The sequence below is a fragment of the Janthinobacterium sp. 75 genome (genome assembly GCF_004365495.1).
Lineage (GTDB): Bacteria > Pseudomonadota > Gammaproteobacteria > Burkholderiales > Burkholderiaceae_D > Janthinobacterium.
The window spans coordinates 300,394-321,610 of the sequence record NZ_SORD01000002.1; the positions used below are offsets into that span (position 1 = coordinate 300,394).

The 21,217-nt window shown below is 61.7% G+C and carries 22 protein-coding genes; 14 read left to right on the forward strand and 8 right to left on the reverse strand.

What is annotated here, in order from left to right; genetic code table 11:
• Nucleotides 1–138: 138 nt before the first annotated feature.
• The 3 genes from C8C89_RS25745 to C8C89_RS25755 all read left to right on the forward strand — a co-directional run bounded on the left by C8C89_RS25745 (nucleotide 139) and on the right by C8C89_RS25755 (nucleotide 4,812).
• Nucleotides 139–1,905 (forward strand): glutamine--tRNA ligase/YqeY domain fusion protein, encoded by a 1,767-nt coding sequence (locus C8C89_RS25745; protein WP_101484146.1) that lies wholly within the window; start codon nucleotides 139–141, stop codon nucleotides 1,903–1,905.
• 278 nt (nucleotides 1,906–2,183) lie between these two features.
• Nucleotides 2,184–3,965: a CHASE domain-containing protein gene (locus tag C8C89_RS25750; RefSeq protein ID WP_243858423.1), complete on the forward strand. Its 1,782-nt coding sequence runs from the start codon at nucleotides 2,184–2,186 to the stop codon at nucleotides 3,963–3,965.
• A gap of 187 nt (nucleotides 3,966–4,152) precedes the next feature.
• Nucleotides 4,153–4,812, forward strand: a complete 660-nt coding sequence (locus C8C89_RS25755) for a glycine-rich domain-containing protein-like (RefSeq protein WP_133993930.1) — start codon at nucleotides 4,153–4,155, stop codon at nucleotides 4,810–4,812.
• A gap of 87 nt (nucleotides 4,813–4,899) precedes the next feature.
• Here the strand turns inward: C8C89_RS25755 and C8C89_RS25760 are convergent, their stop codons facing one another.
• The 4 genes from C8C89_RS25760 to C8C89_RS25775 form a co-directional block, all read right to left on the reverse strand.
• Nucleotides 4,900–5,139 carry a hypothetical protein gene (locus C8C89_RS25760; RefSeq protein WP_029496207.1) on the reverse strand — a complete coding sequence of 80 codons (240 nt, stop codon included), beginning with the start codon at nucleotides 5,137–5,139 and terminating at the stop codon, nucleotides 4,900–4,902.
• A 242-nt stretch (nucleotides 5,140–5,381) separates the two neighbouring features.
• Nucleotides 5,382–5,651, reverse strand: a complete 270-nt coding sequence (locus C8C89_RS25765) for a hypothetical protein (protein WP_133993932.1) — start codon at nucleotides 5,649–5,651, stop codon at nucleotides 5,382–5,384.
• A 198-nt stretch (nucleotides 5,652–5,849) separates the two neighbouring features.
• The gene (locus tag C8C89_RS25770) at nucleotides 5,850–6,110 is read right to left on the reverse strand and encodes a hypothetical protein (RefSeq protein WP_070257479.1); all 261 of its coding nucleotides are present in this window, start codon (nucleotides 6,108–6,110) and stop codon (nucleotides 5,850–5,852) included.
• 83 nt (nucleotides 6,111–6,193) lie between these two features.
• Nucleotides 6,194–7,111, reverse strand: a complete 918-nt coding sequence (locus C8C89_RS25775; protein ID WP_101484143.1) for an SDR family oxidoreductase — start codon at nucleotides 7,109–7,111, stop codon at nucleotides 6,194–6,196.
• A 12-nt stretch (nucleotides 7,112–7,123) separates the two neighbouring features.
• On the opposite strand from C8C89_RS25775, the gene C8C89_RS25780 reads away from it, so the two are divergent.
• The 5 genes from C8C89_RS25780 to C8C89_RS25800 all read left to right on the forward strand — a co-directional run bounded on the left by C8C89_RS25780 (nucleotide 7,124) and on the right by C8C89_RS25800 (nucleotide 12,027).
• Entirely contained in the window at nucleotides 7,124–8,149 is a 1,026-nt protein-coding gene (locus C8C89_RS25780; RefSeq protein WP_101484142.1) for a CDP-6-deoxy-delta-3,4-glucoseen reductase, read from the forward strand.
• A gap of 68 nt (nucleotides 8,150–8,217) precedes the next feature.
• Complete coding sequence (locus C8C89_RS25785) at nucleotides 8,218–9,489, forward strand: MFS transporter (protein WP_133993934.1); 1,272 nt, start codon at nucleotides 8,218–8,220, stop codon at nucleotides 9,487–9,489.
• Nucleotides 9,490–9,527: 38 nt separating this feature from the next.
• On the forward strand, nucleotides 9,528–10,193 hold the full coding sequence (locus C8C89_RS25790) for a DUF1345 domain-containing protein (RefSeq protein ID WP_101484140.1): 666 nt from the start codon (nucleotides 9,528–9,530) through the stop codon (nucleotides 10,191–10,193).
• 229 nt (nucleotides 10,194–10,422) lie between these two features.
• Nucleotides 10,423–10,800: an HPF/RaiA family ribosome-associated protein gene (locus tag C8C89_RS25795; protein WP_034781728.1), complete on the forward strand. Its 378-nt coding sequence runs from the start codon at nucleotides 10,423–10,425 to the stop codon at nucleotides 10,798–10,800.
• Nucleotides 10,801–11,061: 261 nt separating this feature from the next.
• Entirely contained in the window at nucleotides 11,062–12,027 is a 966-nt protein-coding gene (locus C8C89_RS25800) for a GGDEF domain-containing protein (protein ID WP_133994181.1), read from the forward strand.
• Between the two features lie 106 nt (nucleotides 12,028–12,133).
• Here C8C89_RS25800 and C8C89_RS25805 read toward each other — a convergent pair whose 3' ends face one another.
• On the reverse strand, nucleotides 12,134–12,748 hold the full coding sequence (locus tag C8C89_RS25805) for a DUF5610 domain-containing protein (protein ID WP_243858425.1): 615 nt from the start codon (nucleotides 12,746–12,748) through the stop codon (nucleotides 12,134–12,136).
• 156 nt (nucleotides 12,749–12,904) lie between these two features.
• Between C8C89_RS25805 and sbcB the strand changes: the two genes are divergently transcribed.
• On the forward strand, nucleotides 12,905–14,353 hold the full coding sequence (gene sbcB / locus C8C89_RS25810) for an exodeoxyribonuclease I (RefSeq protein WP_133993936.1): 1,449 nt from the start codon (nucleotides 12,905–12,907) through the stop codon (nucleotides 14,351–14,353).
• A gap of 184 nt (nucleotides 14,354–14,537) precedes the next feature.
• Here sbcB and pyrF read toward each other — a convergent pair whose 3' ends face one another.
• The gene (pyrF, locus tag C8C89_RS25815) at nucleotides 14,538–15,371 is read right to left on the reverse strand and encodes an orotidine-5'-phosphate decarboxylase (RefSeq protein WP_101484138.1); all 834 of its coding nucleotides are present in this window, start codon (nucleotides 15,369–15,371) and stop codon (nucleotides 14,538–14,540) included.
• 168 nt (nucleotides 15,372–15,539) lie between these two features.
• On the opposite strand from pyrF, the gene C8C89_RS25820 reads away from it, so the two are divergent.
• The 5 genes from C8C89_RS25820 to C8C89_RS25840 all read left to right on the forward strand — a co-directional run bounded on the left by C8C89_RS25820 (nucleotide 15,540) and on the right by C8C89_RS25840 (nucleotide 19,323).
• A complete protein-coding gene (locus C8C89_RS25820; RefSeq protein WP_101484137.1) occupies nucleotides 15,540–16,154 on the forward strand; it encodes a LemA family protein in 615 nt (204 codons plus the stop codon).
• A gap of 1 nt (nucleotide 16,155) precedes the next feature.
• Nucleotides 16,156–16,989 (forward strand): TPM domain-containing protein, encoded by an 834-nt coding sequence (locus C8C89_RS25825; RefSeq protein ID WP_101484136.1) that lies wholly within the window; start codon nucleotides 16,156–16,158, stop codon nucleotides 16,987–16,989.
• The gene (locus tag C8C89_RS25830; protein ID WP_101484135.1) at nucleotides 16,989–17,510 is read left to right on the forward strand and encodes a TPM domain-containing protein; all 522 of its coding nucleotides are present in this window, start codon (nucleotides 16,989–16,991) and stop codon (nucleotides 17,508–17,510) included. Before C8C89_RS25825 ends, C8C89_RS25830 begins: the two co-directional genes overlap by 1 nt.
• Before the next feature lie 75 nt (nucleotides 17,511–17,585).
• Nucleotides 17,586–18,350 carry an SDR family oxidoreductase gene (locus tag C8C89_RS25835; protein WP_133993938.1) on the forward strand — a complete coding sequence of 255 codons (765 nt, stop codon included), beginning with the start codon at nucleotides 17,586–17,588 and terminating at the stop codon, nucleotides 18,348–18,350.
• Between the two features lie 547 nt (nucleotides 18,351–18,897).
• Nucleotides 18,898–19,323 carry a VanZ family protein gene (locus C8C89_RS25840; RefSeq protein WP_243858427.1) on the forward strand — a complete coding sequence of 142 codons (426 nt, stop codon included), beginning with the start codon at nucleotides 18,898–18,900 and terminating at the stop codon, nucleotides 19,321–19,323.
• A 20-nt stretch (nucleotides 19,324–19,343) separates the two neighbouring features.
• Here the strand turns inward: C8C89_RS25840 and C8C89_RS25845 are convergent, their stop codons facing one another.
• Together C8C89_RS25845 and C8C89_RS25850 are read right to left on the reverse strand one after the other, a co-directional pair.
• Nucleotides 19,344–19,622, reverse strand: coding sequence for a hypothetical protein (locus tag C8C89_RS25845; protein WP_101484133.1), 279 nt, complete (start codon nucleotides 19,620–19,622; stop codon nucleotides 19,344–19,346).
• Nucleotides 19,623–20,088: 466 nt separating this feature from the next.
• The gene (locus C8C89_RS25850; protein WP_133993940.1) at nucleotides 20,089–21,216 is read right to left on the reverse strand and encodes a M24 family metallopeptidase; all 1,128 of its coding nucleotides are present in this window, start codon (nucleotides 21,214–21,216) and stop codon (nucleotides 20,089–20,091) included.
• Nucleotide 21,217 lies beyond the last annotated feature (1 nt).

Sequence of the window (21,217 nt, forward strand, 5' to 3'; positions counted from 1 at the left end):
TTTGCTAATTAAAGGCAGATTATCCTATAGAACGGCGCCCGCGTCCCTTGCATGCTGGGATATGGGGTCAAATACGTGCTTATAAAGCGCTTGCGGTACGGTAAAATGCTTTTTACTGTCACTCTTCCGCATTGATCAATGAGCAACGATAAACCGAATACCGCCGCGCCAGCGCTGGCGCCCAATTTCTTGCGTAACATCATCGAAGCCGACCTGGCTGCCGGCGCCCACGTGCGTCCCGGACTGCCCCAGGTGATCACGCGTTTTCCGCCAGAGCCGAACGGCTACCTGCACGTGGGCCACGCCAAGTCGATCTGCGTCAACTTTGGCCTGGCGCGCGATTACGCCGGCCAGTGCAACCTGCGCTTCGACGACACCAATCCGGCCAAGGAAGAACAGGAGTACGTCGACACCATCATGGACAGCGTGAAATGGCTGGGCTTTGACTGGGAACCGAAGCATGCCGATGGCCAGAGCCACCTGCACTACGCGAGCGATTACTTCGACCAGCTGTATGCGATGGCCGAATACCTGATCACGGCCGGCTTTGCCTATGTGGACAGCCAGAGCGCCGAAGACATGGCTGCCAACCGGGGAAATTTCGGCCAGGCTGGCAAGAATTCGCCATTCCGCGACCGTCCGCGCGACGAGTCGCTGGCCCTGTTCCGCGCCATGAAGGCGGGCCAGTTCAAGGATGGCGAGCACATTCTGCGCGCGAAGATGAGCGAAGATGCCATGAGTTCGCCGAACATGAACTTGCGCGACCCGGCCATTTACCGCATCCGCCATGCGCATCATCACCGCACGGGCGACGCCTGGTGCATCTACCCGATGTACGATTACACGCACCCGATCTCGGACGCGCTGGAAAACATCACGCATTCGATCTGCACCTTGGAGTTCCAGGACCACCGCCCGTTCTACGACTGGCTGCTGGAAACCCTGTCGGCCGGCGGCTTCTTCCAGCAGCCCGTGCCGCGCCAGTTCGAATTCTCGCGCCTGAACCTGACCTACATCGTCACCAGCAAGCGCAAGCTGCGCCAGCTGGTGGAAGAAAAAATCGTCGACGGCTGGGACGACCCCCGCATGCCGACCCTGGTGGGCATGCGCCGCCGTGGCTACACGCCGGAAGCAATCCAGCTGATGTGCGAACGCACGGGCGTGACCAAATCCGACGGCTGGATCGACTACAGCGTGCTCGAAGGCTGTTTGCGCGAAGACCTGGACCCGAAGGCGCCGCGCACGGTGGCCGTGCTGCGTCCGTTGAAACTGATCATCGACAATTTCCCTGAAAACGAGAGCGTGGAATGCACGGCGCCCGTGCATCCGCACTTCCCGGAACGGGGCTTGCGCACCTTCCCCATCTCGCGCGAGCTGTGGATCGAGGAAGACGACTTCATGGAAGTGCCGAACAAAGGCTATTTCCGTTTGTATCCACCGATAGCCGACAAGCCGGGCAGCAAGGTACGCCTGCGCTATGGCTATGTGATCGAATGCACGGGCTACGACAAGGATGCAGACGGCAAGGTCATTGCCGTGCATTGCACCTACTTCCCGGACAGCAAGTCGGGCACGGAAGGCAGCGCCAACTACAAGGTCAAGGGCAATATGCACTGGGTCAGCGCGCCGACGGCCATTCCCGCCGAAGTGCGCCTGTACGACCGCCTGTTTACCGACCCGCAGCCGGACGCGGGCGGCAAGGACTTCAAGCTGGCCTTGAATCCGCTGGCCAAGGAAGTGGTGCAAGCCTGGCTGGAACCGGGCGCGGAACTGGCCCAGCCGGAACAGCGCTTCCAGTTCGAGCGCCACGGCTATTTCGCGGCCGACCGGGTCGACAGCCAGCCTGGCAAGCCCGTCTTCAACCGCATCGTCACCCTGAAAGACAGCTGGCAGCCGGCAAAATAAGCCGTCATGTTGCTCACAAAAAAACCGCTTCGGCGGTTTTTTTCTTTTCAGCAACATAGTCACCAGCGAAATATTGCCTGTTGACTACATTCACGATAATTTTGTATATTAGGCAGCTATTGAACAATTTGCAATGTCATTAGTGCTTGTGCAACTTGGTACAGCCTCCAGCACACGGGCGGCACCGATTCCTCTTCCTGATGCGGATGGCGATGTCTACTACTGCCGGCAAACACCCTTTATCTGCTGAAAAAAGACCGCTCTGGCTGCTCGGTTTCGTGGTGTCGTTGTTGGTGGGCCTGCTGTTCTACATGGCCGCCTCGCTGTCGATCGAAAACGATGCCAGCGAGCTGTTCAACAATCTGGCGCGCACTACCCAGAAAAACATCGCGTCGCGCATCAAGTCGTATGCCAACTTGCTGCGCGGCACGGCTAGCCTGTTCCACGCCAACGAACACGTGAGCCGCGAGCAATTCCACCGCTACGTGGCGAACATGGACTTGCAACAGAACTATCCGGGGGTGATGAATCTCAATTACAGCCGGGAACTCGACGAGTCGCAGCGCCCCGCCTTCGAAGCGGCCATGCAGCACGACCATCCGCCCGGGCGCGATGGCTATCCGGCGTTTGCCATCCATCCGCCCGGGCCGCGCCCCCATTACTCCGTGATGGTATACCTCGAACCGATTGCCAGCGCCCCGGAAAAGTTTGGCTATGACATCGCTTCGCGGCCCCTGATCGCCGAAGCGCTGGCACAGTCGCGCGATACGGGGCAGATCAGCAATTCCGGCGTGCCCGTGCCGATGGAAGGGCGGCCGCAGCTGACGGGCATGGCCATGCGCATGCCCGTGTACCGCTTCGGCATGCCCACCGGCACGGTGGGGCAAAGGCGCGCGGCCTACCAGGGTTCCGTCGGCGTCGGCTACGATCTGGTGACGATGATGCGCAGCGCGCTGGCCGACATGCCGGTACGCAATGTCCGCCTGACCCTGTTCGATATCGGCCCGCAAGCGCGCGAGCAGCTGGACTTGCCGCACGACATGCGCCCCATCTTCGACAGCACGACGGGGGGCATGCGTGCACCATGGTGGCTGCCCGGCAACTCGGGGCGGTATCTGAGCAGCACGATGCTGATCGACCACAATGGCCGCGCGTGGCAAGCGCTGTTCAGTGTGCGCAAGAGCGACCTGTACACGCGCTTCGGCGCCTTCCTGCCGTGGCTGGCCCTGCTGACCGGTTTTGCCAGCACCATGCTGCTGTACATGCTGTTTCACACCCTGGCGTCGTCGCGCCGGCGCGCCATCCAGCTGGCGACGGGCATGACGGAGGAATTGCGCGCCAGCCAGATCCGCCTGCAGCTGTCGCACCAGAAACTGCGCCGCCTGGCAGCCCACGCCGACCAGATCAAGGAAGAAGAGCGCAAGCGCATCGCGCGCGAAATCCACGACGACCTGGGACAGAACCTACTGGTGCTGCGCATCGATGCCGACATGCTGGCCTCGCGCACGCAGCGCCGTCACCCGCGCCTGAACGCCCGCGCCAGATCGACCCTGGAGCAGATCGACGCCACGATTAAAAGCGTACGGCAAATCATCAACGACTTGCGTCCAACCGTGCTGGACCTCGGCGTGAATGCGGCCGTCGAATGGCAGGTGGCGCAATTTCGCCAGCGCACGGGCATCGCCTGCGAAGTGAGCGAAAGCCATCACGATATTTATTTGAGCGACCAGTGCGCCACGGCCCTGTTCCGTATCCTGCAAGAGTCGCTCAGCAATATTTCCCAGCACGCCAATGCCAGCCGCGTGCAAGTCAAGCTGGAAAAGTGCCGCGATACCGTGTCGATGTGCGTCAGCGACAACGGCGTGGGCGCGGCCATCGATGGACGCAACAAGCTGGGCTCATTTGGGCTGGTGGGGATCGAGGAGCGCATCAAGCTACTGGGAGGTACTTTCTACATAGAAAGCAGCCCCGGTGCTGGCATGAGCGTGCATGTCAGCGTGCCGCTGGGTGCGGACGCCACCGCATTTCCCTACCAGGAAGACAGCCGGGTCAACGCCTGACAGGCACGTCCCGCATGAAGCAAGCTCAGCTTGCGTATTTTGTCATTAAATGCAATATTGATGTAGAACAACTTAGCACCTGCCCGCCAGGGACCAGGCATTCCTCGACTACTTGCAAGGAGGACACACCTACCACTCTCCCTTGTTGCACCGTATTTCCCACAACGCTCTTTACCAAAGGACATTCATGGATACGAACGACAGTTTCAAGGCAATTGCTGATTTGAATTTGGACGCGATCAAAGTCAAGCTGATGCACAGGGAGTCAGGCGAAGGATGGAGCCTGGAGAAGGCGAATGCGGTGGAGTTCGAATACCGGCGCTTCCTGATCCTGATGAAACAGTTTCCGGAAGAAGAAACGGCGCCGCTGATGGACGTCGATACCTTCTGGCATTACCACATCCTCGACACGCTGAAATATGCAGCGGACTGCGAACAGGTCTTCGGTTATTTCCTGCATCACTTTCCGTACATCGGCTTGCGCGGCGAAGATGACGAAGCGGCGCACCAGCGCGTGGGCGAGCGCATGAAGCAGCTGTATGAGCAAACGTTCGGGGAAGATTATATCCGCGCAGAAACGGCGTATTCGGGACGGGCCGTGCAAGCGGCGTTTTCCAGTGCGGCAGTGCAGGCGACAGCCTACTCGGGCCGGGCCGTGCAAACGGCGTTTTCCAGTGCGGCGGTGCAGGCGACGGCGTATTCGGGCCGCGCGACCGGGGCTGCCAACACCGCATTTTCCAGCGCGCCCGCCTCACTGGCCGCAGCGGTGGTCAAGTCGTCCACCACTGGCCTGGAAAGGGGGCGTTTCTATGTCGATCGTCCGGTACTGAACCGCGACCCGCAATAGAAAAGCAGACAACAGCTATGGCTGCCGCACGCGGCAAGCCTGACTTACGCAGACGGCACCTCTCAGTTTACCGTCTGTCAGGCGCTCTTAGGCAGCCATCAACTCGCGCAGTTCACGAATGCTGAAATCGCTGATTTCATGCATGCGGATGAGGATAGTGGCGCCGATCGGCAAGGTGTTGTGACGAATCTTGCTGATAACAGGTGGCGCCACTTCCAGAGCTCGCGACAAGGCGGCATCGTTTTTCAGTTGCAGCTTGTCGATGATCGCATCGAGGACGCGATTCGGGTTGTAGGTAGGCAAAGAAGTAATTTGTTTGAGAGACATGATCAAAAATCCGTACTTGTTGTATTAATGCATAAAGAAACCGAATGTCTCTTCTGCAATAATTCAGGGTAAACACACTAAAAAGCGCCATCACTTATGCGGCTTTTAAGCCACAAACAATATAATACACGCTATTGTTGATTTTTGCGTAACTTAAAGCAAAATTGTGATAATTGAAGAGAATTGACGCACTTGGAATGTGCTAGAGGATAACTCAAATCGGAAAAATTTGCTGCAAGTCATCAATTTTTACGATGAGGAACACCGCTGTGCATGAGCCAAGCTATGGCCATGAGGGTGCTCAGGCGGGCCATGTCGGCCGATAAAACCCAGCTGTGCGCGGCCACGTCGGCCGGCATGGCCAGCAAACAGGCGCCCGGGAAGGCATCCATGCGGCACCAGGCCAGTTGCCGGCGAATTTCATCGGGCGGTGGCGGTGGCCGCAGCGCATGTTCGCGGCCGCGCATGTAGGCGCGTACTTGTTCCTTGCTGGGGTAACTCGCAGTTCGCATGGCTCGCTCCTACTGACGGGTAACAGCGTCGCGCTGCGTAGAACCCACCACAAATAACCTGGACGCGTGACGACTTTGCTCAGCATATCGCCAGTTCGCCATGATGCCCTTGCGCTGCATCAAATGGCCAAGCCCCGGCATTGCGCCGAAGCCCGCACTGTTCCCTGCGCCAGCGGCCAGGCAGCCGATGGTCCGCCCTTATTTCTTTTGCTGGCGCACGCGCTGTTGCTGTTTTTCCTGCGTTTGCTGGCGATTCTGCTTGCGCTCGAACAGGGTGACCGCATCTTTCTTGGCTTGCTCGGCGGTACGCATTTCCTCATGCGCATCGTGCGGAACAAAAAATTCGGCATCCTGCGCCGCCACGACCAGCTTGATGGCGGCATCGTCGTCGAGGTCGTACAGTTCCGTCAGGACGGTGGTGACCTCGTCCAGGTATTCTTCGTAAGTGAGGGTGCTCATGCTGTAGTCCTTAAGTGAATGGCGCACCGCCGCAACGGCGCGCTGCGCGCCGGCCCAGCAAAGTGCGCAGATAACCGGCCATTTTACCCGATGCCGGCCACATCGTCGGACAGCGACTGCAAGGCATCGGCCACGCGCGCGTAGCGCAGGCACACACCCAGCTCGCGCTTGAGACGCGTATTGTGCAGCCGGCGCGATTCGGACATGAACGACAGCAGCATCGGCGTGACCACTTGCTGCAACTCGGCACGCGGCAGGCGCGGCGGGCGCGGCAAGCCGAACGTATCGGCCACGGCATCGAAATAGTCCGCCATCTTGAGTTCGCTGTCATCGCTGGCGTGATACACGCGTCCCGGCTTGCCCCGCCACAAGGCCCGTTCGATGATGCGCGCCAGGTCATCGGCATGGATATGGTTGGTGTACACGTCGTCGCCAGCGGCCAGAGCCGGCGTGCCTTCGCGCAGGCGCTTCAGTGGCAGACGGTCGTGCGCATAAATGCCCGGCACGCGCAGGATGGCCACGCTGGCGCCGCGGCGCGCGCCCCAGCCACGCAAGACCTGCTCCGCATCCACGCGCCGCTTCGCCCGCGCATTCGCCGGCGCTGTCGACCGCGTCTCATCGACCCAGGCGCCGGCGCAATCGCCATACACGCCGCTGGTACTCACATACACCATGCGGGCATGCTCGGGTAAAATGGCGACCAGATTGCGCGTGCGCAGGTCCAGCAAGCCCGACGACAGGGGCGGTGCCAGATGCACGACCATACTCGCCAGTCCCGCCAGCCGCTTCAGACTGGCGCGGTCGTCGAGGTTGGCCACGATGGGCACGGCGCCGGCCGCCCGCAGCTGCGCGCAACGCGCCGGCTGGCTGGTGACGGCGAAGACGCGAAAACGCGCGCGCAGCAGGGGCAGCAGACGCATGCCGACGTCGCCGCAGCCCAGGATCAGCAGGCGCGGCAAACCCACCGGCTTGCGCAAAGAGTGCATTAACATATTTTTCATCTCAAGGATTGTATGACTTTTCAAATTACTGTTCAGCCCAGCGGCCACCAATTCAGCTGTGAAGCGGACGAAACCGTTCTGTCGGCAGCGATCCGCGCCGGCGTGGGCTTGCCGTATAGCTGCAAGAGCGGCGCCTGCAGTTCCTGCAAGGGCAAGATCGTGTCCGGCAATGTACAGCATAAGCCATACCAGGCCCGCTCCCTGACGGAAGATGAAGCGGCCGCCGGCTACTCGCTGCTGTGCTGCGCCGTGCCCCAGGGCGACCTGGTGGTGCAGGCGCGCGAAGTGGCAGGCAGCAGCGACTATCCGATCAAGAAAATGCCGTCGCGCGTGACCACCATCGACAAAGTCGCGCCTGACGTCGTTGTGCTGACCCTGCAATTGCCGGCCAGCGAGCGCCTGCACTACCGCGCCGGCCAGTATATCGAAATCATGCTGCGCGACAACAAGCGCCGCAGCTACAGCATGGCCAGTGCGCCCGTCGACGGTGGCCCCGTGAGCCTGCACATCCGCCACATGCCGGGCGGGCTGTTCACCGACCAGGTGTTCGGCAGCATGAAAGAGCGCGACATCCTGCGCTTCGAAGGTCCGATGGGCACCTTCTTCCTGCGCGAAGACAGCGACAAGCCCGTCGTGCTGCTGGCCTCGGGCACGGGTTTTGCCCCGTTGAAAGCCATCGTCGAACACATGATCAACGAGCAATCCCCGCGCCCGATCACCCTGTACTGGGGCGCGCGCCGCCCGCACGACCTGTACATGGATGCGCTGTGCCGCCAGTGGGCCGCTGACCTGCCGCAATTTACGTATGTGCCTGTCGTATCGGACGCGTTGCCGGAAGACGCCTGGAGCGGCCGCACGGGCTTCGTGCACCAGGCCGTCATGGCCGACCTGCCAGATATGTCCGCTTACCAGGTATATGCCTGCGGTGCACCGATCGTCGTGGAGTCGGCCAACCGCGATTTCGTGCAATTGTGTCAACTTCCAGCCGACGAGTTCTACGCGGACGCCTTCACCACCGAAGCCGACCTGGCCAAGTAGGCATCCAGACAGCGGGGGCTGCTGGTGCGGCATCCGCTGCCCCCTCCCCGCTGCTCCCTGGAAATCTCATGTCCCTCGCGTCCGCCGGCAACGGCTTCAGTATCTTGCGTCACCGCAATTTCGCCTTTTACCTGTCCGCCCGCGTACTGGGCACGGTGGCCGTGCAGATGCAAAGCGTGGCCATCGGCTGGCAGGTGTACCAGATCACGGGCAGCCTGTTCGACCTTGGCCTGATCGGCCTGGCGCAGTTCGCCCCCTTCCTCGTGCTGATCCTGCCGGCCGGCCATGTCGCCGACCGCTACAACCGCCGCAACATCATCGCCTGGTGCCTGGCGGCGCAGCTCGCTTGCGCGCTGGCCCTGCTGGCCTTTACGCTGAGTGGACTCTCCATCGTCTGGCCCGTGTTTGCCGTGCTGGTGCTGTTCGGCAGCGCGCGCGCCTTCATGATGCCGGCCACGCAAGCCGTGCTGGTAAACATGGTGCCCACGCAGCACTTCAGCCGCGCCGTCGCGCTCAGCTCATCGAGCTCGCACGTGGCCATCATCCTGGGCCCCACCCTGGGCGGCTTGCTGTATTACTTCGGCCCGAAGGTGGTGTATTTGATCTCGTCCGCGCTGCTGGTGGTATCCGTCTTGCTGATGCGCGCCACCACGCCGGCGCCGCAAGTGGTGAAGCGCGAACCCGTCAGCTGGCATACCCTGCTCGAAGGCTTGCGCTTCGTCTGGTCGAAACCCATCGTGCTGGGCGCCATTTCACTTGACCTGTTCGCCGTGCTGTTCGGCGGCGCCACGGCCCTGCTGCCGGCACTCGCGCATGACGTGCTGCATATCGGCCCCAGCGGCCTGGGCCTGCTGCGCACGGCACCGGGCGCCGGCGCCGCCCTGTGCTCGATCATTCTGGCCATCTTCCCCATCACGCGCCGCGTGGGCGCCTGGATGTTCGGCGGCGTGGCCGTCTTCGGCCTGGGCACCCTGGTGCTGGGCAGCACCAGCTATTTCCCGCTGGCGCTGGCGGCGCTGTTCCTGATGGGCGCCGGCGACATGGTCAGCGTCTACATCCGCCATCTGCTGGTGCAGTTCGAGACGCCTGACGAGATCCGCGGCCGGGTCAGCGCCGTGAATGCCGTCTTCATCGGCGCCTCGAACGAGCTGGGCGAATTCGAATCGGGCCTGACGGCTGGCTGGTTCGGCCTGGTCCGCGCCGTGCTCTTCGGCGGCGCAGCCACCCTGGCCGTGACGGGCATCTGGGCCGTGCTGTTCCCCGTGCTGTCACGCATGGACCGCTTCCCCCACCACGAAAAGGAAGCGGCCGCCAGAACGGCGACCGCGAGCGCACACTAAGCGCTAAGATGCGCTATCGCTACTGACCAACTCGCACCATGAAAATCACGTTTCCCTTGCGCAGCTTCATCCGCAGCCGCCCCCACCTGAGCATGGCCACGGCCATCGGCGTGGCAGCCGGCCTGTTGCTGCCCTCGTCCTGGCAACTGATGACGCGTTTGCTGACGGCGTGGAACGTCGCCGTCTGGTTTTACCTGGCGACGATGGCCTGGATGATGATGCGCGCCAACCATCACAAGGTGAAGGTGATGGCAGCGCGCCAGGATGAGCGGGCCGCCACGGTCCTGTCGGCCCTGTCCGTCGCCTCCGTGATGAGCCTGGTGGCCATCGTCTCGCAACTGTCGTCGATGAAAGACATGGCGCCGGACGAGCGCGCGCTGCATTACGGCTTGACGATCCTCACACTGGTCGGCTCCTGGTTTCTCGTCGGCACCCTGTTCTGCTTTCACTATGCCCACCTGTATTACCAGGCCGACCCCGCGCTACGTCCCTTGAAGTTTCCCGACGACGAGCAAAACCCCGATTACTGGGATTTTTTGTATTTCTCCTTCACCATCGCCGTAGCCGTGCAAACGTCGGACGTTTGCGTGCAGACGCGATCGATGCGGCAGATCGTGCTGGGGCAATCCGTGCTGAGCTTTTTCTTCAACCTGGTCGTGCTGGGACTGTCCATCAATATTGCCGCCGGCTTGATCAATGGATAAGCAGCAGGGCAAAAAGATTCCACAAGGAAACTTGATCTGGCTGAAGGGTTAAGCGCATCTTAATCGTGCAGACCCCTTGAAATTGTGGAAACTGGAGTAAGATAAGTCATGCACAGAGATCAAGTGCATGAGGCAAGAACCAGGCGCCGACGCGCCCCCGCAGTGGAATAGACCGCTGCCGTGCATGGCGCCTGAGATGGGTTTTTTTTGAATTGACAGGAGTAAGCATATGCAAATCAATATTCATACCGACAGCACCATCGCCAACACCGCTGGACTGAACGAACATGTGCAATCCGTACTTGAAAGCGCACTCAACCGCTTCCGCGACAACCTGACCCGCATCGAAGTCCACATCAGCGATACAAACGGCCCGAAAGGCGGCGCCGACGATATCCGCTGCGTCATGGAAGCTCGCGTTGCTGGCTATCAGCCGATTGCCGTGACCGAACAGAACGCCACCGTGCATCAATCCGTGGCCGGCGCCACCGACAAGCTGAAACGTGCCATCGATAGCGCCCTGGGCCGCCTGCAAGACAGCAAGCGCCACGCCACCGGCAAGAATGCCGTGATCGATACGGCCGAAGCGGAAGAAACCGCCGAGTAACTCCACCCACCGCAGTACTCTAGTGACCAAGGCAGCCGTTCAAGGCTGCCTTTGCACATCCGGCCCGCCTTTCGCGCGCGGCAACAACAATGCCAAAACCATCAGCATTCCCGCTGATTAACGCGACATTGAAATAATTGTCGTATTTCCCACAGTAAGTGACATCAAGCAAGCCTTTGCCGTTACAGCCAAGGCCGCTTTACGCTATCATGAAGATACCGTCCCGCTGCTCGCGCGCGTCGGCTTTTTGAAAGTATGATTGTGGAACATATCGGCAACTTCGGCGCTTCAGGCTGCAACATCGGCGATTTACAGCTATTTTGCGATGCTGCGGATAGCCAGACGGCCGCCATGCTGGCGCCCTGCCCCGTCATGCGCCTCGAAGCGGGCGAAGCCATTGCCGACAGCAAGGGCACCAGCCTGTACATCGTCCTGCGCGGCTCGCTAGCCGTGGCGGCCGACACCCACACGGGTATGGATGACGGCACCGTCAGCAAGGTCTTGCCCGGCGAAAGCGTGGGCGAACAATCGGTGCTCGATGAAGCAAGCAACCTGGCCGCCATTTCTGCCCTGGAAGAAACCGATTTGCTGGTGATCGACGCGGCCGTCGTCTGGGAATTGATCGAACAATCGAACGGCCTGGCGCGCAACCTGCTGCGCTTGCTGTCCTTCCGCATCCGCGCCGCCAATGCCCTGCTGCGCAGGCGCCAGAAACTGGGCGAATTCTACCGCCAGCTGTCTATGGTCGACAGCCTGACGGGCTTGTACAACCGCGCCTGGCTGACCGATTTACTGCCGAACATGATCATCACCGCTCACGCCAGCAGCTCTCCGCTGTCGCTGGTGATGATAGATCTCGACCATTTCAAGCGCTTCAACGACACGCACGGCCACCAGGCGGGCGACCAGGCGCTGCGCATCGCCGCGCAAGTGCTGGGCGCAGCCCTGAGGCCCACGGATTTTGCCGTGCGCTATGGTGGCGAGGAAATGATGGTGATCTTGCCCGATACCAACGAACACGTCGCCTTGCGGGTGGCCGAGCGCCTGTGCGAGCGCATGGAGCACGCCGTCATCTTCGCCGACATGCGCAGCGCGCTGCCGCACATCACGGGCTCGTTCGGCGTGGCCAGGCTGGAGGCGGAACAGGACGACGAAGCGTTGATCGCGGCGGCCGATGCGGCGCTGTACCGCGCCAAAGCCGGCGGGCGCAACCGTGTAAGCACCTGATAAAAAGCCCATGGCGTCGTTGCATTGCCTCGTCGTACATTCGTACTGCCTTCGGCAATGCACCTCGCCCTGGACATTTTCTCCGGCGCTTCCGGCGCAATAATGATCAGCTGGCCTTGCTGTCGGCCGGCTTGGCGGCCTCATCCTTCTTGCTGCTGTGCGCGGCGATGAAATCCGCATAGCCCTTCTGCACCAGTTCATACGTCTTGTCGATATTGCCGGCGATATCGCCATTCAGCACTTTCAAGCCACCCAGAATGTCGCGCGCTTCCTTGAAGCCTTTTTCCATGCCGCCGCTGATAGTGTCCATGAACTTGGTCAGGGCCGTATCGTCATCGAGGCCGGGGTTCTGTTTTTTGAACGCGTCAAAAAACCCCGTCGACAGCGATACAATGCGGCTTGCCGTCGCCTCGGCGCTATTGTCCTGCGAGGCTGCGTTCTGGATGGCGTCGTCGCCGTACTGGCCCTTCAGCGCTTCATTGATATTCGTGATGGCCGTCTTGTACAGCAGCGCCAGCGGCTCGTTTTCCGAACCGATCGAGACATTTAGCGACGCCTGCATGATGGAGGCGGTCAACTGCAGCTTGCTGCGGTCATTCACGCTCATTTCAGTCTTGACGCCGTCCTTTTGCTGGACTTTATCGTCCTTGCCGGCAACGCCGGTACTGACGGAAGTCACGGAAGGGGTGGAATTGCCGCTTGCGGCGATGGGAATTGACACGATAGACCTCCTTGAACGGGCAATATATGCCACCATGCGGGAAACGCAATGATGACCATGCTCTCGTGTAGTATCGGCAGGTTTTCAGAAAACTGTAGCAGTGGCACTTTTAGCGGCCCGGATAACCAATTAAGCAACGACCATCAACGACCATCAATGACTACCCAGACTTTCCTTTGGCACGACTACGAAACCTTTGGCACCCAGCCGCGCCGCGACCGTCCGGCCCAGTTTGCAGCCATCCGCACGGATGCCGACCTGAACGAGATCGGCGACCCGATCATGCTGTATTGCCAGCCTGCAAATGACTTCCTGCCCGACCCGCAATCGTGCCTGATCACGGGCATCACGCCGCAGCAATGCTTGCAGCTGGGCGTGCCCGAACACCAGTTCGCCGCCACCATCGAAGCGGCCTTTTCGGAACCGGGCACCATCGGCGTGGGCTACAACACCATCCGTTTCGATGATGAAGTCACGCGTTTCCTGTTCTGGCGCAACCTGATCGACCCGTATGCGCGCGAATGGAAGAACCATTGCGGCCGTTGGGACATTCTCGACGTGGTGCGCATGACGCACGCGCTGCGCCCGGAAGGCATTCAATGGCCGAAGCGCGACGATGGCCAGACCAGTTTCAGGCTGGAACACTTGAGCAAGGCCAATGGCCTGGCCCACGAAGCGGCGCATGATGCGCTCTCCGACGTGCGCGCCACCATCGCCCTGGCCCGCCTGATCCGTGAAAGGCAGCCGAAACTGTTCGAATTCTGCCTGGCCCTGCACAAGAAAGACAAGGTCGCCAGTGAAATGGGCATGCACCTGGCCGCCGGCGAGCGCCAGCCCTTCCTGCACGTGTCCGGCATGTTCCCCGCCGAACGGGGCTGCCTGGGCATCGTCTGGCCGCTGGCCACGCACCCGAGCAATAAAAATGAAATTCTCGTCTGGGACTGCGCCTACGATCCGCGCGAACTGTTCAATCTGGATGCCGACACCATCCGTACGCGTTTGTTCACGCGCAAGGAGGCCATGCCGGAAGGCATGACGCGCCTGCCCGTGAAAAGCGTGCACCTGAACAAGTCGCCCATGCTGGTCGGCAACCTGAAAACCCTGTCGCCCGCCATGGCCGCGCAATGGGGCATCGATGTGGAAGCGGCGCGCGCCAACGCGCAGCTGGCCGCCACGGCGCCGAACATGGAGGCGATCTGGGCCGAAGTGTTCCAGCGCCCGGGCGCGAATGTCGCCCTGGATGTGGATGAAGATTTGTACAATGGTTTCGTCAGCAACGACGACCGCCGCCTGCTCGAATCCCTGCGCCGCGATACGCCGGCCAAGCTGGCCACAGCCCGCCCCTCGTTTGCCGACGAACGCTTGCAGGAATTGCTGTTCCGCTACCGCGCCCGCAATTTCCCGCAAACCCTGAGCGAAGCGGAAAGCCTGCGCTGGGAACAGCACCGCGCCGCCCGATTGTTCGACGGCGACGGCGGCGCCCGCACCATCGAGATGCTGTTTACGGAAATCGACGTGCTGTCGGAGTCCGTGGATGAGCGGGGAGAAGAGATTCTCGGTGAGCTGTACGACTATGCGGAGATGGTGGCGCCCATGCGCGACTGAAGGACCAGGCCGGGTAGGTCGGATTAGCGGGGCAAAGCCCCGCGTAATCCGACAACATTGTTGGCCCGAGCGTGCTGGTGTCCGATTACGCGGCTACGCCGCTAATCCGACCTACGCTGCGCGGTGTTGATTGATCGCACAGTGAGCATCGCCGGCCGCAAATCGCGACGCGCAGTAGCTTATGTCAGACACCATCAGACGCGCGGTGTTGATTGATGGCATCGCGCGTTTCAATCGCCACGCGGCGCGCCGCATCGGCGAAGTCTTCGCCCGCTTGCGGCGTGGCGTAGATGATGGCGCGCGAAGAGCTGATCATCATGCCCATGCCGTTCGCCGTCTGGCCCGCGCCGACGGTGGCGGCAATATCTCCGCCCTGGGCGCCGATGCCGGGCACCAGCAGCGGCATGTCGCCCACGATGGCGCGTACTTGCGCCAGTTCTTCAGGGAAGGTGGCGCCGACGACGAGCGCGCACTGGCCGTTCTTGTTCCATTTCTCGGCCACCAGGCGCGCCACGCGCTGGTACAGAGGCACGCCGTCCGTATCGAGGAATTGCAGATCCGAGCCGCCCGGGTTCGAGGTGCGGCACAGGATGATCACGCCGCGGTCTTTCCAGGCCAGGTAGGGATCGAGCGAATCCTCGCCCATGTAGGGATTCACGGTGACGGCGTCGGCGCCGTAGCGCTCGAACGCTTCGCGCGCGTATTGCGTGGCCGTGGCGCCGATGTCGCCCCGTTTCGCGTCGAGGATCAGCGGGATATGCGGGTAATTCTCGCGCACGTAGCGGCAAATGTCTTCCAGCTGCTTTTCCGCACCCAGCGCGCCGAAATACGCGATCTGCGGCTTGAAGGCGCAGGCCAGGTCGGCAGTGGCGTCGATGATGCGCGTGCAAAAGGTGGTGATTCCATCGGGCAAGTCGCGCAGTTCGGCCGGCAGTTTCGCCAGGTCGGGGTCCAGTCCCACGCACAGCAGGGAATTATTGGCCGTCCATGCGGCGGATAATTTATTGATGAAATTCACGGCACACCTTCTCTATATTCAGTTGCAAACCCCATATTGTAACGCGGCGCGGGCCTTACAAGACAGGAGACAGCCCCCCAGGGGCGGCGGCCTGCGCTTATTAAACCGACATCCCGGGCCGTTTCAGGTATATTTGCCTCATCCCTTTTACTCTGCACGGAACCCATCATGCAAATCACCAATCAATTCACCAAATGGCTGCGCCTGGCGCTGAGCGTTACCGTCCTGGCCGGTATCCTGACGGGCTGCGGCTACAACGACTTCCAGACCAAGGACGAAGCGACCAAGGCCGCCTGGGGCGAAGTGGTCAACCAGTACCAGCGCCGTGCCGACCTGATCCCCAACCTGGTGAATACCGTCAAGGGCTATGCCACGCACGAGCGAGAAACGCTGGAAGCGGTGACCAAGGCGCGCGCCGCCGCCACCAGTTTCCAGATCACGCCCGAAGTGCTGAACGACCCGGCCGCGTTCGAAAAATTCCAGCAAGTGCAGGGACAGCTGTCGTCGGCCCTGTCGCGCCTGATGGTGGTGTCCGAGAAGTATCCTGACTTGAAGGCCGATACGAGCTTTCGCGACTTGCAGTCGCAGCTGGAAGGCACGGAAAACCGCATCACCGTGGCGCGCCAGCGTTACATCGTTGCCGTGCAAGATTACAACGTGCATGCGCGCAGCTTCCCGAACAACCTGACGGCCATGATGTTCGGCTACAAGGTCAAGCCTTCGTTCACGGTGGAAAACGAAAAATCCATTTCGACCGCGCCAACCGTCAACTTCGGCAAATAAGATGAAAGCCTGGTCTTCTCTGGCAGCGCTGGCGATGGCACTGCTGCTGTGCGCCAGCCTGCCCGCCAGCGCACAGGGCTTGCAAGCCGTGCCGCCGCTGGCGGCGCGCGTGACGGATAACGCCGGCATGCTCGACGCCAAGCAGAAAGCGGCGTTGGAAGGCGTGCTGGCCGACTACGAAGCCAAGACGGGCAGCCAGATCGCCGTACTGCTGGTCAAGAGCACGGAACCGGAAGCCATCGAGCAATACAGCATCCGCGTGACGGATGCCTGGAAGCTGGGCCGCAAGGGCGTCGATGACGGCGTGTTGCTGATGGTGGCGAAAGACAACCCATCGTCCCTGCGCCGCCTGCGTATCGAAGCGGGGCGCGGCGTGCAGGGCGTGCTGACGGATGCGCAATCGAAACGCATCCTGCAGGACGTGATCGCGCCCCATTTCAAGCAAAATGACTATTACGGTGGCCTGGTCGCTGGTATTGGCGCGATTGCCACCCTGCTGAACCAGGAGCAATTCCCCGCCCCCGCACAGCAGAAGGCTCCGGCCACAGTGGAAGCGGGCGGCCTGACCTTCTGGCTGCCGCTGCTGTTCTTCGGCTTTCTCGTCTTGCTGACCGTATTCCGCTCGCGCGGCGGACCTACGCGGCTGCAGCGTGGCAGCAACTGGTCCAGCGGCGCCACGGGCGTCGTGCTGGGCAGCATCCTCAGCCAGGCGCTGAACAACCGTGGCGGCGGCGGCTTCGGCGGCGGTGGCGGATTTGGCGGTGGCGGTGGCGGCGGTGGTTTCGGTGGCGGCGGCGGCGGTTTTGACGGCGGCGGCGCCTCGGGAGATTGGTAATGACGAAACAACTGACCTTTGGACAGCGCTGCGGACGCGCCTTGAAGCATTTGCGCGGCACGCCGGCAACGGCGCGCCAGGCCTTTCCTGAACGCACGCTGAAAGCCATCGAAACGACGATTGCCGACGGTGAGGCGATGCACCAGGCGGAAGTACGCCTGATCGTTGAGGCGGCCCTGACACCCGGCATGGCCTACCAGGGCGTGAGCAACCGCGAGCGGGCACGCGAACTGTTCGCCCAGTATGGTGTATGGGATACGGAAGATAACGTTGGTGTACTGATCTATATCAACTTGGCCGAACACCAGGTCGATATCGTGGCCGACCGCAACGTGGGCCGGCGCGTCACGCCGGAACAGTGGCAAGCCGTGTGCCGCATCATGACGGGAGGCTTCAAGGAGGGTAATTTCCATGACAGTACGCTCGATGCCTTGCAGCAGCTGAATACCTTGTTGCAAAGCCACTTCCCCGCCAGCGGCACGCGTGGCAACCAGTTACCGAACGAACCCATCCTCCTCTAATTCCTGCCCAGGGATTAAAATCTGCCCATTGCCGCGCGAGCTGGGCGCGGCCCCTAATACCGCCGAGGAGACCGCATGAAACTGATCAATCAAACCGCCATCGTCACGGGGGCCACGCAAGGCATCGGCCTGGCGTGCGCCACCCGCCTGATCGCCGAAGGGGCGCAAGTGATGCTGGTCGACATCAAGGAAGAAGGCGCGCAGGCAGCGGCCGCCCTCGGCCCGCAAGCGCGCTTCTTTTGCGCCGACGTGAGCCAGAAGGCAGACGTCGATGCCATGCTGAAGGAAACTCTGGCCCAGTTCGGCCACATCGATATCCTCATCAACAATGCGGGCGTCACGCACGCGGCCGATTTCCTCGACGTCTGCGAAGACGATTTCGACAGGATCATGCGCATCAACCTGAAATCGATGTTCCTGTGCGGCCAGGCCGTAGCGCGCGAGATGGTCAAGCGCAACAGCGGCTGCATCATCAACATGTCCAGCGTGAATGCGGAATTGGCGATCCCGAATCAAGTGCCCTATGTGGTGTCGAAAGGCGCGATCAACCAGCTGACCAAGGTCATGGCCCTGAACCTGGCGCCGCATGGCGTGCGCGTCAACGGCATCGGGCCGGGCACCATCCTGACGGAACTGGCCAAGCAGGCGGTATTGTCCAGCCCGCAGGCGCGCCACACGATTTTGTCGCGCACGCCGTTGGGCCGCTGCGGCGAGCCGGAAGAAGTGGCCGGCATCGCCGCCTTCCTGGCCAGCGACGACGCCACCTACATGACGGGCCAGACCATCTATGTCGATGGCGGACGCATGGCGCTCAACTACACGGTGGCCGTGAAGGAGTGAGAGGGAAACAAGGGAGTTATATAAAAAAATAATAACGCATATCTAAAAAGATCATTAGACACATATCGTGCAACGCAGCATAATGCACCTGTCTCCACTATTCTCCTCCAAGAAAATAGTTTTAAGCCCGCTTTCACCAGCGGGCTTTTTTTTTGCTGTCACTCATGAAACATGGCCATTCTTGCCATGCCACCCAATCTTTCCAGTCATTCTGCCTGTCGCAAAAAAATGTTGCGGCGTGTCATCAGCCCGTCATGTTCGCCCCCTATACTTGCTTCATCTGCTGTACAGGCAACCGATATGCCTGACTACAGACAGGTGTGCTGCGATGGCACACCACTCCCCCTTCATGACCGTGGCGGGCACCGGCAAGGTGCGCGACATGGTAAGTACCGAGCAACTCTCAACTCTTGACCCACTCATTTGGGTTTTTGGCCCGCGTCCCCGCGGGCCTTTTTTTTGCCTGCAAGACAAGCTCCTGCGCAAAAACACAAGGGTCCGCCATGCACATGATATTGTGACTGCCTTTCCACCGTCCTGACGCATCATGCCTGCACCCTTGCTTGAACTCTGTTTTGCCGACCGCCACGCACGCCTGCGCTACCGCACGGCCCTGGTGTTGTACTCGCTGGTGATTCTGATCGGCGACATACCCGGCATGCGCGCTGACGTGGGCCAATATGCCTCGGGCGGCGTACTGCATTCCTTCGGCTATGGCGTGCTGGCCCTGATCCTGTTCAGCGGCACGGGCGGCGGCATGACCCGCCGGGCGCTGCTGTCGGTGCTGATGGTGGCGGTTATGGGCGCGCTGGACGAATTCATCCAGAGTTTCCTGCCTTACCGCCATGGCGCCGTGAGCGACTGGGTGGTCGATATCACGGCCGCAGCGGCGGTCTGCCTGCCTCTGTGTTTCCTCTGGCCAAAAATGGTCGTCGCCGCCCTTGGCAAGGACGCAGCGCAGCCTGGAATCTGAACTGGGGCAATGCCAGCCAGTCAGGCACGGTCCGCTTCGCAATCCTGCAATGCCAGCGGCAACTGCCCCTGGCTACGCGTGCCCAGGCGCCGCATCAGGGCGCGCGTCTCGCGCCGGCTGCCGGCGCTCACAGCGCGTGCAGCATCACGCTGCATGTCCAGCAAGTGCTCCGAACGCGCCAGCCGCACCAGACCATGCAAGGCCTGGGCCAGTACATGGCGCGCACGGGCATCGCGCGCGGTGCCGACTACGGCCAGCACCAACTCATCGATCAGTTTTGCGGTAGGACCAGATGACATTTTTTCTCCCGAATCAACAATGAGGAAACGTGCAGGCGCACGACCTAGTGATTACCAGCATCGTTTATACCAAGCACAGCAATGAGACGCTTGATCTAGCTCAATCGCTCATGACGGCTGCCGAACATCCCTGCGCCGCCATGCTCTTCATGTAGCAATCGCTGCCATCCGTATCAGCGCAGGTGACGATCCTGCGTGTTCGACCATGAGCAGACCAAGCTGAGATTGAAAACAACGCTGCTGCCGACCTGCCTGGCATGCACGCGGGCGGCAGCACGCAGGGGGTGGCGGGCATGGGCTGTACCGCGTCACCTTGCACCTGGACGACGGCACGACGCGCACCTTCACGCAAAATACCCGGTTCGCCTTCCAGATCGACGACCGGGTCAGCGTGCAAAAGGCATGATGCAGCGCTATTGATCGATGCCGGGGCTTGCCGATGCTTGCCGCTGCGCACATGGCCGCATCAGGCCATGGCCAGTGTCAGCGGCCGGCTGCGCCCCTGCACCACGGCCGAAGGCCAGGCCGGGTCGTGCGTGAGGTTGTGCAATTGCTTGCCGTCGAGCAGAAAGGTGTCTTCCACCGTGCTGCCGGGCAGGCTGGGGTGGAAGGCCAGCGCCATGCCACGCTTGAGGATGATTTCCGTGTGCGCGCCGGCCGCCACTTCGGGCGCCAGGTAGCCATGGATGCCGCCCTGCCTGCTGGTGCGCACTGCGTCGGGTTGGCCTGCATACGCGTAGGCGCTGTCGAGCGCGTGATACACCATGCTCAGCGTATGGCCCGTTTCGCAAGCGTCGAGCGCCACCGCTTCCAGCGCCAGCATGGCGGCATCGGCATCGTCCATGGCCACCGCCGCGCCATCAACGCGACGCTGCGCGGGGCCGAAGCGCCGTTGACGGCTGAGACTAGCGCACAGGCCGAAACGCCGTGCGCACAGGGCCAGCACGGCTTGCCTGCCCAGCTCCACCTGGGCCGGCGGCGCGCGCCGATACCGCTGCTGGCGCGCCTCGCCGCTGACCAGCACGTGTACGGCCTGCAAGCCCCGCAGCCACAGCGCGCGCACGCAGGCGGCGGCCAGTTCCTGCTCGCTCCAGTCGGGGCGGGCCTGGCGCAGCGCATCGGCGGCCGCCCCGGCGGCCAGCTGCCCGACCTGGCGATAGCGCTGCTGCTCCGATTCCAGCAGCACCAGCCGCTCTTCGCGCAAGACCACGGGCAGGCTGCGTTCGTGCAAGCCTGCCCGGTCGGACAACACAGGCGCACCACCGGCTGCATGCTGCACGAAATGCTCGCGCAATTCATACAACTGCGGCTGCATCCAGGGCGACACTTGCCACGTCCATGGCCCGCGCACTTCCTCGTCGCGCATGCGCATGGCTTCGGCTTCGTCCGTCAGGATGTAGGCGGCGTCGCGCGTCACCAGCACTTCCGCGCAGCCGCACTCGGCCGTATGGCTATGGCTGTTCGACGCGCCCGCCGTGGCCCACGCAAACCAGTCCACGCCGCGCAGGCGCACGGCACCGGCACGCTCCTGTTCCAGCCAGCACCGCATCTGCGCCAGCTTGTGCGCCACTTCCATTTCCAGCGGCCAGTTCATG

What these genes read in the sequence shown, in the direction of transcription:
- C8C89_RS25845 (WP_101484133.1), bottom strand. Translation starts at nt 19,622, where the DNA reads ATGTCATCTGGTCCTACCGCAAAACTGATCGATGAGTTGGTGCTGGCC.
- sbcB (WP_133993936.1), top strand. Translation starts at nt 12,905, where the DNA reads ATGACTACCCAGACTTTCCTTTGGCACGACTACGAAACCTTTGGCACC.
- C8C89_RS25835 (WP_133993938.1), top strand. Translation starts at nt 17,586, where the DNA reads ATGAAACTGATCAATCAAACCGCCATCGTCACGGGGGCCACGCAAGGC.
- C8C89_RS25830 (WP_101484135.1), top strand. Translation starts at nt 16,989, where the DNA reads ATGACGAAACAACTGACCTTTGGACAGCGCTGCGGACGCGCCTTGAAG.
- C8C89_RS25850 (WP_133993940.1), bottom strand. Translation starts at nt 21,216, where the DNA reads ATGAACTGGCCGCTGGAAATGGAAGTGGCGCACAAGCTGGCGCAGATG.
- C8C89_RS25760 (WP_029496207.1), bottom strand. Translation starts at nt 5,139, where the DNA reads ATGTCTCTCAAACAAATTACTTCTTTGCCTACCTACAACCCGAATCGC.
- C8C89_RS25755 (WP_133993930.1), top strand. Translation starts at nt 4,153, where the DNA reads ATGGATACGAACGACAGTTTCAAGGCAATTGCTGATTTGAATTTGGAC.
- C8C89_RS25745 (WP_101484146.1), top strand. Translation starts at nt 139, where the DNA reads ATGAGCAACGATAAACCGAATACCGCCGCGCCAGCGCTGGCGCCCAAT.
- C8C89_RS25780 (WP_101484142.1), top strand. Translation starts at nt 7,124, where the DNA reads ATGACTTTTCAAATTACTGTTCAGCCCAGCGGCCACCAATTCAGCTGT.
- C8C89_RS25775 (WP_101484143.1), bottom strand. Translation starts at nt 7,111, where the DNA reads ATGAAAAATATGTTAATGCACTCTTTGCGCAAGCCGGTGGGTTTGCCG.
- C8C89_RS25765 (WP_133993932.1), bottom strand. Translation starts at nt 5,651, where the DNA reads ATGCGAACTGCGAGTTACCCCAGCAAGGAACAAGTACGCGCCTACATG.
- C8C89_RS25790 (WP_101484140.1), top strand. Translation starts at nt 9,528, where the DNA reads ATGAAAATCACGTTTCCCTTGCGCAGCTTCATCCGCAGCCGCCCCCAC.
- C8C89_RS25820 (WP_101484137.1), top strand. Translation starts at nt 15,540, where the DNA reads ATGCAAATCACCAATCAATTCACCAAATGGCTGCGCCTGGCGCTGAGC.
- C8C89_RS25795 (WP_034781728.1), top strand. Translation starts at nt 10,423, where the DNA reads ATGCAAATCAATATTCATACCGACAGCACCATCGCCAACACCGCTGGA.
- C8C89_RS25825 (WP_101484136.1), top strand. Translation starts at nt 16,156, where the DNA reads ATGAAAGCCTGGTCTTCTCTGGCAGCGCTGGCGATGGCACTGCTGCTG.
- C8C89_RS25840 (WP_243858427.1), top strand. Translation starts at nt 18,898, where the DNA reads ATGCCTGCACCCTTGCTTGAACTCTGTTTTGCCGACCGCCACGCACGC.
- C8C89_RS25785 (WP_133993934.1), top strand. Translation starts at nt 8,218, where the DNA reads ATGTCCCTCGCGTCCGCCGGCAACGGCTTCAGTATCTTGCGTCACCGC.
- C8C89_RS25770 (WP_070257479.1), bottom strand. Translation starts at nt 6,110, where the DNA reads ATGAGCACCCTCACTTACGAAGAATACCTGGACGAGGTCACCACCGTC.